The following is a 14,582-nucleotide window of genomic DNA, read 5'->3' on the forward strand; positions in this document are numbered from 1 at the left end:
ACGACACCGCCCGCAAAGCGGTATTGCTGATTTGATTTTACGGCCACACAGTGCCATTGTGGGTGGCTGTCCGCCCTGTTCGTCTCAACCTCAGACCACCAGTTCCGCCGCCAGTTTTGCCATCAGCACATTCGACAACAGCACCGGAATATTCAGATGCTTTTGCAGCACGTCAGCGTGATGACGGTTGTAACCAATGCAGTCGAGCACCACCACTTCCGCGCCCTGCTCTGCGAGACGTGTGGCCGCTTCCGTCAGCGTCTGGTCATCTGAAATGTACGGGCTGGCGACCGCGAAGCACGGCGGCGTGGCTAATTTTCGCCATTTGTTCGCCTGCTCAACCACCTGCGATTCCACCGGAACCACAATGCCCGCCCGGTGCTTCCCGACTATCGCGCCGATCAGCGGCGGAATGATGCGGTCAGGCTCGAGCAGCAGCGCGTTGCGGGCATGCAGACGGTTAAATTCACCGGTGCACAGCAGCAGAATGGTCTGGCAACCCAGCGCTTCCAGCACATCGATTTTTTCCTGCAGACCGCGCTCGACGAGGTGCGCGGCCATCGACACCTGTGAACCATCCAGCAACCGCGTGACCAGCACGGCATCGCCTTCCGCAGGGGCATAACGCTGTTCAATGTGCTCCGTGCTCAGCCCGTCCAGTAACCCCACATGGGTCACGGATCCGGCTGGCAGATGCGCCATCAGCAGCGGCATGATATCGCTGCGTGGCGCCTGTCCGATGGTTAACGTCGCAAAGGATGTCATCATGGTGTTACTTCCGGTTTTGCAGGTGACGCAAGCTTCCGTACAGCGACAACAGGAGTTGATATTCATCGGCATCAAAGAACTGACAGGTGCCGCGGCCAAACTCTTTCGCCACTTCCACGGCAAATTTTGCCGCCAGTGCGATATCCACTTCGTGACTTGCCCCGGTGCCACAGCCCGGCACCACCGATTCTGCGGTGATCGCCACACCGACTACCGGTACGCAGGTCGCCGTGGACGGTTGCAGAATGCTGTTCAGGTGATGCACGCCGTTGCCGTAAGGCGTGATGTCCTGCGTGGTGATCGGGAACGTCACCGCCGGTTTGCCGCTGGTCATTTCCATGATGCGCAGTAAATCTTCGGAAACACGCAGGATGTACCCCTCTTTCACCGTCGGCGAAATGGCGTATCCCTTGTGGTTGATAATGCGGTTGCCCTTGGTGGTGTCGATGGAGAGGATCGCATCCACACCGTCCACCACTTCGTTGTCATTCATGGTCACGTCGTCAATCGGTGAATCCATAAAATCCACCGGATCGTGCGGACGGGTCGGGGCGTTCGGGCAGATGTGTGTCGTGATGATCACATCGCCGTCAAGCACATCGCCTTTGCGCTGCATGTCAGCCAGTTTCAGCGCGCTGGTGACGGCGGCAATCGCGCCATCGCCATCAGACACCAGACCGATGCGTGTCGGACGTGCGCCGATACCGCCCAGACGGCCGATAATGCCCAACGTCGGCGCGGTGCCGCCGCTGCTTTTACCCTGACTGCCCGGCACGGTGATACGGACAAAATCCGTGCCGCCTTTCGGGCCATCAGCGCGATGCGTGCTGGCCGTGATGCCCGGATAGCGGGCGAATAAGTCCACAATGTCCTGACCGCTGACGTGTGCACTGTCAATCAGTTCGAATACCGTTAATGTCTGTTGCAAACTCATCACAAAATCCTCTTAAAACATCGCGGCTGGCGTATTTCACGCAGTAGCCAAAACAGTCGCGGGCGCTGTTCATCGTGGAACAGTCAGGTGTTTAATGCTGGCTAAACATCAGCCCTGGTGTTGGTGCGGTACTCACTACTTTTTGGCACTGAAAACCGACGTGAAGAAGCTGTAAAGTGCGTCACCGGCGATAAATCCTGCCGCCAGCACTTCCATTGGCGTACGCCCTTTTTCACCCCAGATACGAATAATGATGATGCGCAGCACAATGCCGCAAACCACGGCCCATCCGGCCATCACGCTGTTGATCAGTAAACCGGTGGCCAGCAATACGCCGAGCTGGCGTTTCGGCCCGCCAATCAGCTGGATCAGCGCCCCCGGAATGGCCCAGATCAGCAGACTGTGGGCAATGCCCGGCTGCGCACCGGCCTGAATAGTTTTGGCATACACGCGCGCCACCGGCGGCACCAGATCCTGTGCGAAGTAACCGTAATGGGCATACCAGACCACCGGAATGGCGATGATAAAGGCCAGCAGGGCGGCGAATAACTGGATGCGGCGACCGGCGAGTTCAGCCTGCAAATCTTTGCCATAACCCCGCAGGATAAATCCGGCTTTGAGGTCAAACCCCATGTCGGCAAATGCCGGGCCGGTCGCGGCGGTAAAGCCGGTCAGCACGCACAAGGCCAGCGGCGGGAAGCCAATCAGAATACCGATAATCAGCGTGATCAGCGCAACAGCAAAGGCCGGGAACCAGCCGGAGTGCATCGCGGCAATGCCGACAATCAGCTCATGGAAGAAGGCGGCAAAAGCGGCGTAAATCACGAACGCAATCAGCATGCCGACGGACATCTCGCTATATAAACCGCCCGCCAGCGCCAGCAGCGCGGCAATGGCGATATAGCCAAATGCGCCCAGCCCGAGCGCGGTTCGCACTTCTTTCGCCGGTTGGGTAAAGGTGGTTCTGGCGTCAGCATTTTTCGCTCGCACCACCTGAATCACCTGCAACAGCGAGACCAGCCCCGCGCCAACCATCATGCCGTGCGGAATATACATCGCATTCAGATCCAGCCCGGCCAGCGGCTGTGCGTAAGCGCGGATCAGCAAACCAATCCCGAACATACTCAGCGCCCAGATATTGCCGATAAATGCCGTACCAAATGCCGCCATCGGAATTTTAAGCATCGCGCCGCCCAGCCCGATCACCACACCGGCGACCAGCAACCAGGCCTGACGCCCGCCGTTATCCCCTGCTTTAATGGCTTCCGCTGCCGCCACACCCGGCGGCCAGGCATTGCTGGCCGGGAACACTTTGGTGTCAAACAGGCGGTAAAGCAGATAGGCATCGAGCAACATCGCCACCGCCACACCGGTAAACATCGGCATGATCAGTTGCGGTTGCCCCATGACATACGGGATAGCAATGGGCATCAGCAGGCTGTTTGCCGCGCCAAAGGTGGCAGAAGAAATGACGGTTTGCGCCAGATTCTGGGTATGAACAGAACGGTAACGCTGAAACGCCTGCATCGGAATGCGCGCCAGCAGCATGGCAAACAGCGCGCCGATAATGGAAGTATTAGGCGTCACGCCTAAGGTGGTAATCAGTTGAACACCGATGATTGCGCCTAACACAGACAACAGAATCATCACGATGAGAGTGCCAATATCCTTTAGCTGATTTTCCTTATTATTCTTAACAGGTTGATCTGACATAAGGCCCCTGGTGTTGAGCAAGTATTTCACATAAAAAAATTCCGGGCCCGTTACCGGTCATTCCCTTTGCGGATTATTCCCGTGTCGGTAAATGCCAGTATTCATCACCCAATTTTTCGGCGAGTTGCCGGGTTACAGCAATCAGCCCTTCTTTTATTCCTTGCGGAATTTCTTTCCCTTGTGCAGGCGAAGGGAAAGACAAACATAATCCGACGGTTTCATTACGGTGCTTATTAAAAATGCTGGTGGCTAATGAACTGATGCCCAGCAAGGTTTCATTATTGGCAAAAGACACACCGGTGTTCCGTACCTCTGCCAGACGGGCTAATAACAATGCCATACTGGCCGGGGCATTCACCGAATTCACCTGATATTCCCCGTGAAAACGCTGCATCACCTCGTCATCGGAATACCGAGCCAGAATCGCCCGGCCAATCGCGGTTTCATGCGCCGGGAGCAGGCTGCCTGCGGGTGTCACCACCTGCAGATAGGTTCTGCCGGGAAACATCCGCATGACCAAAATATCCCGCCCTTCCAGCATCGAGATATAGCCGGTGCATTGCGTCAGCTGACTGAGTTGCGTCATATACGGCGATGCGGTATCCACCAGCGGCGTCGATAAATAATGACTTGAGACGGCCAGTAATAATTTTCCGATGCGATACAGGCGACTGTCCGGATCGCGTTCCAGCAATCCTTCTGTTTCCATGGTCATCAGCAAACGCGAAACCGTACTTTTCGGTAATTTTAAATTTTCGACCACGTCACTGAATGACAAACCGGGATGTCCCTGACGGATCCCCTGCCTGGAAAATAATTTCAGTACCGCCGACGCATTTTCTAAAGTGGTCATAAAGGAGTGAGTTCCGGTATATGGAACAGGGTTCCTGTTAAGTTAAATAAAAACTAAAGCTGATACGTGTCAGCGTCAAGCCGTTTATTTTTCACTCAGAACGGAACAGACAAAGGAATATGCTTAAAGAAATTCCTAAAGCCATTTATTTTTGTGAGAGGAAGAGGGGATGCCGAGCATTTATGAGGTGACGGACGTCAAACTCAGCAGATTATCGTGATTAAATATTACGCAAAATATATAAAGCGATGGAGGCTTCGACGAGGATAATGGTGACTGACCAGATAGCGGGCATGGCTTTGGCGTGCTGGTGGAAGAACGACATCAGGGATTTCATCATGGGTTCCAGGTTTAAGGACTGAACTAATCACATGGGTTATTATTTTACGCCCAATAATTCACCAGTACAATACTTAGACGACTGTGATCTTCCTCACAGGCGATGGCCCGTTTTGTTTACATGCCACAACCCTGCCCGCGTTCAGGCAAAAAAAACGAGCCACAGCGGCTCGTTTCTGAAAAGACATCATCACGTTCAATGCTGAATTTAGCGCGCCATGGGCAAGGCCAGCGCATCCATAATGGCATTCACCACGTCGGCAGGATCCTGCGTGCCATCGACCACATGATGGGCGGCCTGCTGGTAAAGCGCTTCACGTTCGTTCAGCACTTCCGTCATTTCTTCAGTGATCGGTTTGCCGGTCAGCGTCGGGCGCTGATCTTCCAGCGGAGCATCTTCCAGACGGTTTGCCAGCGTTGAAGCCGGCGAGCGCAGATAAATCACGGTGCCCGCTTCCCGCATAAAATCGCGGTTTTCCTGCGCCAGCACCACGCCGCCGCCGGTGGCAATGACAGTCAGCGGCGAACAAATCGCTTTCAGCGTTTCAGTTTCACGACGACGGAATCCCTCCCAGCCTTCACGTTCGACAATGTCTGCGACGCTAAGACCCGAAGTGCGCAGCAGATGCAGATCGGTATCGACAAATTTGTAGCCCAGCACTTTCGCCAGTTCGCTACCTACTGTCGTTTTACCCGCGCCGCGCGCGCCTACCATGAAGATGGGTTGTGTCATTACCGCTTCCTTTATTCCCCGGGAGCCCCGTTGCTCGCCTGATAAAAATCCATCCTCTGTAAGGAGGTTGAACGTCAAACGTTACCTGATGTGCTGACTGTCGTTGTACTCGCGAGATAGTACAACAAAAAAGCTTCACTGGCAGATTTTTGTCACCTGCCGGTGAAGCTTCTGTAGCGTTTTATTTACGCCGTTCAGGGCATCATACTGAAAAATCCTTGTTACGCAACGGCCTGCAATGAGCTTTGCGAGCCTCCGCCCTTAAGTGACTGTATCAGCGGGGTTTACAGATATACACCAGTGCGGGAGGAAAATTCCTGACCACACGGATTTTTTTCCAGGTGAAATAGCGTGACAACAGTTTTTCTGACAGCTGGCTGTACTGAAACAAAATCAGCACTCCGTCTTTCTCCTTCAGTTGTTGCTGCGTTCTCTGCAAAATCCTGATGCTGGTACGCACGGGCATCGACAGCAGCGGCAGACAAGAAAATACCGCGTCGTAATTCGTGCTCATGTGCTCCGCAGAATGCGCCATCACCTGCAAACGGCGATCCTCCATCTGGTTCAGCTTACGCACAAAAGCGGGCTGAATTTCGAAAGCCTCCAGTTTGGCATCGGCGCGCATCCGGCTGAGAATACGGCGGGTCAGCACCCCGTCGGCCGCGCCAAGTTCTGCAATATCCAGCGAGGTGGTCCAGTCAATCTGGCTGAGCATCGCATGGCATAACCAGGGTGACGACGGCATCAGCGTGCCCATGGTCCTGGGTGAAGTCATAAAATTCTGTAAATAAAAAAAGCGGTTCTGAATCGAAAGTCCGGTGTTCTTAATCGTCATTATTGCGGCGTTCAGCATATATACGTCCTCCTGAAAGGGATAGACCCCTATCAGGCCAAAAAATTCTTAAGAAATGATTAATAAGAGAAATAATGACCAGTAAGATTCAAACAAAATAAATTACATGGGATAACTCTCAAAAAAGACGTCAACCGCAGGCAGGATTCAGATAATAAAAAGGCCAATGTCAGGTGACATTGGCCTTCTCACACTACATTCACTTAATCACGTTTAAATAAAAAACGTTGAGGGATATTCCGTCAGACGATTTTATTTATACAGCTCGACGTTGGCACGGCTCAGGCTGGAATCCCCCGGGGTGTCGGCACCGATGACGCGGTAATGGGTTGCCCCTTTATCGCTGGCAATCTGGTTCAGCTGGTCACGCATGCTACCCGGAACCGTATTCGGTGCACTCACAGACACGGTACCCAGTGACTGAAAGTTACCGCTTTGCGCCTGCATTTCTGAAATAGGCGTAGCCGCGAGGGCTGAGAATGAAGCGACAGTAATAGCAACAGCGGCAATTGCAGGTAAGATTTTCATATTACGCACCTTTCTTTCGTTAGTTTCGTTAATTAATGGGGCGGAAGCAATCCGTTGAAATAATTATCGGCGAATCAATGAAAGCGGACGTAATCGAATGTAAAGAACTTCAACCATTGTGGTAAAAATAAGGAGAGGATGAAAATAAATATTTCTGAGAAGGTAACTTACGAGGAAATAAAGATATTTAATGGAGAAAGTGTGGAGAGTTGTTAATGTTATTTATGACCCGGACAACATTCGCACAAATCGACGCCGGGATGCAATCACTGTTATGATTATTTTTTATGAATTTTCTGTTGTTGTGATCACCTGCATGTCAGGGCAACAGAGGTCGGGTGACCGCGTGCGCGGAAAGCCCATTGCACAATGATAAAAGGGAGTGATTTATGGCGGGTGGCAGCCTTCTGGCGTTAATCGATGATATCGCGTCGATTCTTGATGATGTGGCGGCGATGAGTAAGGTCGCGGCGAAAAAAACAGCCAGCGTGCTGGGTGACGATCTGGCGCTGAATGCGCAACAGGTCACGGGGGTGAAAGCCGATCGTGAGTTGCCTATCGTCTGGGCAGTGGCCAAAGGGTCGATGATCAATAAAGCCATTCTGGTGCCGCTGGCGCTGCTGATCAGTGCGTTTATTCCCTGGGCCATCACACCCTTGCTGATGATTGGCGGTGCTTATCTGTGTTACGAGGGTTTCGAAAAAGTCGCCCATAAGCTGATGCCGGGCGAGCATCATGAAGAAAAAAAACCGGCAGCCGCTGAAATTAAAAATGAAGCGGATGCCAAAAAGCTGGAGAAAGAAAAGGTTAAAGGTGCGGTGCGCACCGACTTTATCCTGTCGGCTGAAATCATCGTTATCTCGTTAGGTATTGTGTCAGCAGCACCGTTCCTGAATCAGGTCACCGTGATGGTACTGATTGCGGTGGCGATGACTGTCGGGGTTTACGGGCTGGTCGGGGCGATTGTGAAAATCGATGACGCCGGTCTGTATCTGAGCAACCTCAACGGCGAAAGCGGGATGATGAACGCCGTACGCGCTTTTGGTCGCGGTATCGTCAACGCCGCCCCCCTGCTGATGAAAACGCTGTCTGTCGTCGGCACCATCGCGATGTTCCTGGTCGGTGGCAGTATCATCAGCCACGGCCTGCCGTTTATGCACAGCCTGATTGAACCGCTGACTCACGGCCACGAAAGCTGGGTAAATACACTGATCACCGGCGCGACCGATTTAGTGGTCGGTCTGGTGGTCGGTGCTGCCGTGCTGGTGCTGGTACTGCTGGGGAAAAAGATCTTCGGCAAATCGTCATAAGATCACATTCTGCGCCCTTCCCTCCGCGGAAGGGCGCAACTCATCGCACTTCTCTTCAGTTCTTCGACGCCACCAGCATCATGATATCGCTGGTGAAGGTGCCGTCAGGCTGGATCTCAAAATGTTTAACCACGTCTTCAGACATCGTTTTTTGCAGCTCACGGATGGCGACAGCAAAATGTTCCGGTGTACGCATACGCGCGATCCAGCTGGTGAATTCCAGCGGCAGACGGTCTGTCGTCACTTCACGGGTAATCAGCCCGGCTTCAGCGGTCATGTTCAGCCATTCGCCTGGTGAATAGTTGCAAACATGGGACGTGTCACGCAGCACTTCGACGGTTTGCAGATAAATATTCAGCAGCGGATGCCCCGGCGACACCACGTCCATCATGATGAATTTGCCGCCCGGCTTCAGCACGCGCGCCACCTCGCGCAGCGCCTGCCCGACGTCATGCCAGTGGTGCGCAGAATAACGGCTGATGATCACATCTGCGCTGTGGTCGGCAAACGGCAGTGATTCCGCGACACCCTGTTGTACGCTGATGTTCGCCAGTTGCTTGTCGCGGGCGGCCTGCGCCACCACGTCCAGCATCTGCGCCGACAAATCATAGGCAATGACATTATTGACGATGCCCGCGGCGACAAAACTGGCGTGCCCCGCACCGCAGCCCAGATCAATCACCTGCGCATGCGGAAAGGGTGCCAGCAGCGTCGCCAGACGTTGTAAATCCGCCCCCTGCGAGTGCACGGCGCTGGTCAGATAATCCTGCGCCTGAGAACCAAACTGCTTATCGACCGCCTGACTGTGGGTATTTTTCATGTTCATCATTGCTCCTGTCTGTCTTGTTTTTGTATTGAGAAAGCGGGTTTCAAATGACCTCAAAATCACTATAGGGATTGTTCTATACGGGTACAATATGAGCGTTTATACTGGTATGAGTTACTCCCTGTTTAAGAGCAAAGCATGATTGATAACGCAGACTCACTGAGCGGTCCGAAGGCACTGGGGACATTTTTACGCACACACCGCGAGCGGGTGACACCTGAAATGGTCGGGCTGCCCGGTTCTTCACGTCGCAGAACCAGCGGATTGCGCCGTGAAGAACTGGCGCAAATCAGCGGCATCAGCGCCACCTGGTACACGTGGATTGAACAGGGGCGCGACGTGTCCATCTCCGCCGCCACGCTGGACAGTCTGGCGAAGGCGTTGCGCATGGAGCCTGCCGCCCGCGAGTATTTATTCAGTTTAGCCTCGGTGAAAGATCCGCAGGCGTTGCCCTCCTCCGGCGCACCGGACGCCAGCCTGAGAGATTGCGTCAATCAGCTGACCTGCCCCGGCTATCTGCTCGACAGCGGCTGGAATGTGCTGGCATGGAACCCGCAGGCGCAGGCGTTGTTCAGCGGCTGGCTGGGCGTTGACGAACACCCTAATCTGCTGGATTTCATGTTTCTGCATCCGCTGGCGCGCGAACTGGTCACCAACTGGGCCGAACGCGCCAAACGGGTGGTGGCCGAATTTCGTGCCGAAACCAGCCATTACGCCCATTCTGACGCGGTCCGTCAGTCGGTGATCAGTCTGCGGGAGCGCAGCAGTGAATTTAATCAGTGGTGGTCGCAGCAGGAAGTACTGGCGCGCGAAGGCGGAGAACGGCGCTTCCATCATCCGCTTAAGGGTGAAATCTGTTACCGCCAGCAGACCTTTTTCCCCGCCGGTTATGCAGAATGCAAGCTGGTGATCCTGGTGCCGGACGCATGACAGCATCGCCGGGCCAGCCTGCTGTTTTTTCTCACTTAATGCGCCTTTTCACCAATTGACATACGGATGCCAGATATGTGAGGCTGATTTGATTGGTTTCCTTTATGACAGGATAACGCCCATGATGACACGCCAGATTTATCAGGATGAAGAGTTCGAGATCCGCGTCGCGACCGAGCTTGAAGCCATCACGCATTTTGCCGCCGTTCAGGCATCCGTGAAGGATATCGGCGCGTGGGAATCCTGGTGTTCGGATAAATACTCGCTGGAAGACAGCCGGAAATATCTGGCTGACTGCGAGCAAAAACGCCATCGCGGCGCAGAGTTTAATTTCTGTCTGTTTGAGCGTGCCAGCGGAAATCTGATTGGCAGCGTGGGCATCAACCGCATCACGCCGGAGTATAAGTTCGCCAACCTCGGTTACTGGATCCGCACTGGTTATACCGGCCGCGGACTGGCGACACTGGCGGCCAGAACCGCGGCACGTTTTGCATTTACCGCGCTGGAACTGACCCGTCTGGAAATCGTGGTGATGGATGGCAATGACCGCAGCCGCCGGGTGGCCGAAAAAACCGGCGCGATATCCGAAGGTCTGCACCGTAACCGGCTTTATTATCACGGTCAGCCGCGTGATGCCTGGATGTATTCCCTGATCCCGGGCGATCTCTGAGGCTGGCTCCACAAAAAAGATAAGGCAACAGAACATGACTTTTTCTACCCATACCGTATCTACCGACTGGCTGGCGAAGAATCTGAATTCACCGGACGTGGTCATTATCGATTGCCGTAAATCCAAACCGGGCATTACGCCGCCGGTGGATTTTCATGGCAAATATCTCGAAGCGCACATTCCCAACGCGATCTATGTGGAAGTCGACAGCATTTCCGACTGCAGCACCGGCCTGCCGCATATGATGCCGACGGAGGAAGAATTCGCCGCATCGATGAGTCGTCTGGGTGTGGCCGACACGCAAACCATCGTGCTTTACGATGAAGGTGATTTGTTCTCCGCCCCGCGTGTGTGGTGGATGCTGACCAGTTTCGGCGCGAAAAGCGTGCGCGTGCTGGATGGCGGGCTGAATGCGTGGATAGCGGAAGGCAAACCGACACAAAGCGGTGAGCACACCCGCGTGCCGTCGACGTTTAATGCAAAACTGGTGCGCCCGGTGGTGGTCAGCGCCGAAGAAGTGAAAAACGCCCTCGGCAAGGTACAGATTATCGATGCCCGCTCGCTGGCACGCTTTAAAGCCGAAGCGCCGGAACCGCGTCCGGGGCTGCATGGCGGCCATATTCCGGGCAGCCTGAGCGTACCTTTTACCGAACTGACGCAGGACGGACACCTGAAATCGCCGCAGGCACTGAAAGCGACGTTCGAAGGTCTGGGCGTGGATCTGAACAAACCGGTGATCACCAGTTGCGGCTCCGGTGTGACGGCGGCCGCGCTGGCTTTCGGCCTGGATTCTCTGGGGGTGAAAGACGTGATGCTGTATGACGGATCATGGGCCGAATGGGGCGATGTTAACGAAGACTTCCCGATTGAAACCCACTGATTTCTGGTTGCGGTAATGGCGTCAGTTCGCTGACGCCAAACGCCAGCGCCATGTCTTTCATCTGACTGATCACGCTGTAAGCCGGCCTCGGCACCACAGTGAACTCTTCGATCAGCAAACACGCGCTGACCGGATCATGCGCCGTCTCGCGCAATGCCTGCCGCAAAACAGCCAAATCCTCAGGCGATGTCTTCGCCGACGTAATCAGCGGTAAACCCGGTACGGCTGCGGTTTGTCCGATCACCGCCAGTCCTTCCAGCGCCTGCGGTTCCGTGCGGCGGAGGAGTTCCAGCGTCACACAATCTATCGCCGCCAGATCGGCAAGGTTTTGCTGAACGTAGCGCAGGGATCCACGGTGACTGCCGGTGGCGGTGACCTGCGAGAAAAAGCGTCCGTCCACCGCCAGAGGCGCGACCAGCGCCCGCAAACTGTTGTAACCCGATTGCGAATCCGTGCTGTTAAACGCCAGACGACGCTGACGAAAACCGGCCAGATGCAGACTGGCATCTTCTTCCCGCGCCAGCAAAAAGCTGCGGTAACGGAATCCGTCACAGCCCGGCGCACGGTAGCTGAATGTCCCCACCAGCTGAACCTGCGGCAGACTTTCCACCAGCGGATAACCGCAGGTCTGGCTGAGCAGCAGATCCGGTGTCTGCCAGTGATGGAGTAAATCCTGCGGCCAGCTCAGCGCATCCGGCACGGCATTCAGGCCAGCATCTTTCAGTTTTTGGCGCAAAATATCGGCGAAAGCCTCGACATCCGGCGGAGAAATCGCATACATCGGCAAAGACATCAGCATCATCTGGCCACTCCGTCAGGGGGTTTCCTGCTGATAATCATAGTCGCTGCGCGCGGGTTGCGCCGCTGTTGTGCCGGTGGCAAACGGATGCGCTTCGACGTCAACCGGCACCCGCGTGTGATCGCGGAACCACTGCCGGTATCCTTTCACCACAAACCCGTCGCTGCGCTGAATATAGACCTCGCGATCGGCGACATACACCTGTCGCAGTGCATACCACGGCACGCCGGGTAAATCATGATGGACCAGATGATAATTCAGGTTGAGGAACAGCAACCGCCAGACCACACCGGCTTCATTGAGGGTCGATCTCGCCTGTGGCAGGCGTTCGGCGCGGTGCTCGAAGAAGGAGCGGACTTTGGTCAGACTGAGCGCCGGATAACTCACCGCCAGAATAAAATACAGCGGCGATAATCCGCGCTGCGCCATCCAGCCGAGCAACATCGCCAGCAGTGCGCCATGCACCAGCCACATACTGACGGTGCGCCATTCGCCGCGTAAAACAGCCAGCAGCGCGCCGGTCAGCGTACTGAGGATATCCAGCAGCGGGCCGGTCAGCATTCTTCCGGGCAAGGTATTGCGCAGGCGCACCGCCGTCTTCATCGCCGGTGACAGGGTTTCCCAGCGGGCACGGCTGAAATAATAGGCTTCAGGATCATCGCCCGGCAACGTCAGATGCTCGTTACGGTGATGCTGCAAATGGGTGTCGCGGTATAAACCGTAGGGATACCAGACCGCCAGCGGCAGCGTTCCGAGCAGCTGATTAAGCCAGGGTTTGCGGGTCGGATGCCCGTGGATTAATTCGTGTTGCAGCGACATATACCAGATGGTGAACCAGATAAGCCACGGCGTCCCGAGCCACGGACCCAGATCGCGCCAGTAGAATACGCCGGCAAACCAGCCGCCATAAACCGAGGCAATCAATAACCAGGTGGGGATTTCCAGCCGCCACCCGAGGCTGCGGCGACGGGCTGCAATGTCGGCCCGCTGGCGGGCGCTGAGGTAAAACGAAGAGGACGCCATAATGTGCCAGAGTCAGAAACCTTTGGCACATTATCGGGCAGCCGGGGACCGCCGCTAACTAACTTAAAACACTATCTATTGCCAGTCAGCAGCTAAGCGACTCAGCCTTGCAGATCCTTTTGCACGGCCTGAGTGAACTGCTCCATCGGGCAGAAGCCCTGTTTATCAACGGTGCAGCCTTCAATTTGCAGGGTGACACGCTCCGGCGGATTTTTCAGGCTCAGGGCCACATTGTTGCGGATCTGATGCGCCGTCGGATAGACGTATTCGATTTTCATCAGATCTTTATTGGCTTTCTTATCGTGCCAGCGCTGGAAGACCACCGTGCCGCTGATCGGCGTACGTTCATACTGCCCCGGCAACTGGTAATCGCGAGTTTTCAGCGCCGCGAGCAATGAAGCGATGTTCGAATCATGCCCGACCAGCACCGCCAGTTTTGCCTGTTGCGCGGCTTTCTGATCGTCTGACGTGGCAGGCTGAGCATCAAGCGCACCGGCGATAAATGTCAGCAGGGGTTTCGCGGCATTCGCTGCGATAGCCGGTGAGCCGAACAGCGTTTCGTGATACAGGTTCTTGATGGTTTCAAGTTTGGTCCACTGGTCCGGCGTGCTGATTTGCCCCCAGGCGACGTCCTTCATCGGGAAACCTTCGTAATACTGCAACATGAACGCATCGGTCGCACCGGTCGCCATCCGCAACGGACCGGTAATGCCCGGCTCTTTGCCCTGCGTCAGCACCACGTCCGAAGGCTGAGACGCCAGATCGCACTGTTGTTTCTCTTTGCAGATTTTGCTGTTTTTGTAATCGAGGATATTTTCGAGCAACGCATAGTTTGGCTGGAGACGCTGATTCAGGCCATCAAGACCGCCCTGCCCGGCGTGCTGATTCACTGAGTTCAGCGCACTGGTTTTAAAACTGTCGTTCACGTCGGCGGTGATAATCGGGTTGAAGACCGGATCCATTTTGCCGATTTCAACGCGGTTGATCACAGCGACATCACAGCCGGGGAAAGCACCGGTGCTGAAATGCTTCGCGGTATCGATGGTTCGCGGCAGGCTGTTGGCGTAGGTAAACACCTGATTTTTATCCGGACACTCCGCCGCAGGCAGCAGGTTATCTTTCGCCAGCCAGGCGCGGAAATAATGCCCCATATGTTCGGAAATCTGGCCACCTTTTGGCGTCAGCAATCCGCCTTCAGTTTTCCATACCGGCCAGGTGTGCGTGGTGGATTCGGCGAGCACATCGCCATAGTTGACCAGCGGCGCACGGATGCCGTGGCGACTGAGCACCAGCACCTGTTGCAGTTCTAAATTGTCGGATTGCGCCGCCTGAGCGGCAGGCATGGCAAGCGGTAATGCGCAGGCAAGTGCAGACAGCACAAGAAAACGGGATGCTTTTTTCACGAGTGATCCTCTTCTGTTGA

At 55.0% G+C, this 14,582-nt stretch carries 15 protein-coding genes; 4 read left to right on the plus strand and 11 right to left on the minus strand.

Features of this window, described 5'->3' with window-relative positions; genetic code table 11:
• Window positions 1-90: 90 nt before the first annotated feature.
• The 7 genes from EYY67_RS11370 to EYY67_RS11400 all read right to left on the minus strand — a co-directional run bounded on the left by EYY67_RS11370 (window position 91) and on the right by EYY67_RS11400 (window position 6,721).
• Window positions 91-768: an AroM family protein gene (locus EYY67_RS11370; RefSeq protein WP_131693519.1), complete on the minus strand. Its 678-nt coding sequence runs from the start codon at window positions 766-768 to the stop codon at window positions 91-93.
• Window positions 769-772: 4 nt separating this feature from the next.
• Entirely contained in the window at window positions 773-1,702 is a 930-nt protein-coding gene (locus EYY67_RS11375; protein ID WP_131693520.1) for a DUF1177 domain-containing protein, read from the minus strand.
• A 135-nt stretch (window positions 1,703-1,837) separates the two neighbouring features.
• Window positions 1,838-3,415: an OPT/YSL family transporter gene (locus EYY67_RS11380; RefSeq protein WP_095924911.1), complete on the minus strand. Its 1,578-nt coding sequence runs from the start codon at window positions 3,413-3,415 to the stop codon at window positions 1,838-1,840.
• Between the two features lie 73 nt (window positions 3,416-3,488).
• A complete protein-coding gene (locus EYY67_RS11385) occupies window positions 3,489-4,268 on the minus strand; it encodes an IclR family transcriptional regulator (RefSeq protein ID WP_095924910.1) in 780 nt (259 codons plus the stop codon).
• A 547-nt stretch (window positions 4,269-4,815) separates the two neighbouring features.
• Window positions 4,816-5,340: a shikimate kinase AroL gene (gene aroL, locus EYY67_RS11390; protein ID WP_095924909.1), complete on the minus strand. Its 525-nt coding sequence runs from the start codon at window positions 5,338-5,340 to the stop codon at window positions 4,816-4,818.
• Window positions 5,341-5,614: 274 nt separating this feature from the next.
• Complete coding sequence (locus EYY67_RS11395; protein ID WP_095924908.1) at window positions 5,615-6,193, minus strand: class I SAM-dependent methyltransferase; 579 nt, start codon at window positions 6,191-6,193, stop codon at window positions 5,615-5,617.
• 252 nt (window positions 6,194-6,445) lie between these two features.
• Window positions 6,446-6,721 carry a YdgH/BhsA/McbA family protein gene (locus EYY67_RS11400; protein WP_131693521.1) on the minus strand — a complete coding sequence of 92 codons (276 nt, stop codon included), beginning with the start codon at window positions 6,719-6,721 and terminating at the stop codon, window positions 6,446-6,448.
• 389 nt (window positions 6,722-7,110) lie between these two features.
• Between EYY67_RS11400 and EYY67_RS11405 the strand changes: the two genes are divergently transcribed.
• Window positions 7,111-8,031, plus strand: coding sequence for a DUF808 domain-containing protein (locus tag EYY67_RS11405; RefSeq protein ID WP_095924906.1), 921 nt, complete (start codon window positions 7,111-7,113; stop codon window positions 8,029-8,031).
• A 55-nt stretch (window positions 8,032-8,086) separates the two neighbouring features.
• On the opposite strand, the gene EYY67_RS11410 is transcribed toward EYY67_RS11405, so the two are convergent.
• Window positions 8,087-8,857, minus strand: coding sequence for a class I SAM-dependent methyltransferase (locus tag EYY67_RS11410; protein WP_095924905.1), 771 nt, complete (start codon window positions 8,855-8,857; stop codon window positions 8,087-8,089).
• 138 nt (window positions 8,858-8,995) lie between these two features.
• Here EYY67_RS11410 and EYY67_RS11415 point away from each other — a divergent pair, with 138 nt between their 5' ends.
• The 3 genes from EYY67_RS11415 to sseA all read left to right on the plus strand — a co-directional run bounded on the left by EYY67_RS11415 (window position 8,996) and on the right by sseA (window position 11,337).
• Entirely contained in the window at window positions 8,996-9,787 is a 792-nt protein-coding gene (locus EYY67_RS11415) for a helix-turn-helix transcriptional regulator (protein WP_119826823.1), read from the plus strand.
• A 121-nt stretch (window positions 9,788-9,908) separates the two neighbouring features.
• Window positions 9,909-10,457, plus strand: coding sequence for a GNAT family N-acetyltransferase (locus EYY67_RS11420; RefSeq protein WP_095924903.1), 549 nt, complete (start codon window positions 9,909-9,911; stop codon window positions 10,455-10,457).
• A 34-nt stretch (window positions 10,458-10,491) separates the two neighbouring features.
• Window positions 10,492-11,337: a 3-mercaptopyruvate sulfurtransferase gene (gene sseA / locus EYY67_RS11425; protein WP_131693522.1), complete on the plus strand. Its 846-nt coding sequence runs from the start codon at window positions 10,492-10,494 to the stop codon at window positions 11,335-11,337.
• Here the strand turns inward: sseA and EYY67_RS11430 are convergent.
• From EYY67_RS11430 to agp, 3 genes are all read right to left on the minus strand, one after another.
• Window positions 11,306-12,139, minus strand: a complete 834-nt coding sequence (locus tag EYY67_RS11430; RefSeq protein WP_131693523.1) for a phosphate/phosphite/phosphonate ABC transporter substrate-binding protein — start codon at window positions 12,137-12,139, stop codon at window positions 11,306-11,308. The two genes, sseA and EYY67_RS11430, sit on opposite strands and share 32 nt — an antisense overlap.
• A 12-nt stretch (window positions 12,140-12,151) precedes the next feature.
• On the minus strand, window positions 12,152-13,159 hold the full coding sequence (locus tag EYY67_RS11435) for a fatty acid desaturase (RefSeq protein WP_131693524.1): 1,008 nt from the start codon (window positions 13,157-13,159) through the stop codon (window positions 12,152-12,154).
• A gap of 101 nt (window positions 13,160-13,260) precedes the next feature.
• Window positions 13,261-14,562 (minus strand): bifunctional glucose-1-phosphatase/inositol phosphatase, encoded by a 1,302-nt coding sequence (gene agp, locus EYY67_RS11440; protein ID WP_131693525.1) that lies wholly within the window; start codon window positions 14,560-14,562, stop codon window positions 13,261-13,263.
• Between the last annotated feature and the right edge of the window lie 20 nt (window positions 14,563-14,582).

Source organism: Rahnella victoriana, assembly GCF_004330295.1.
GTDB lineage: Bacteria > Pseudomonadota > Gammaproteobacteria > Enterobacterales > Enterobacteriaceae > Rahnella > Rahnella victoriana.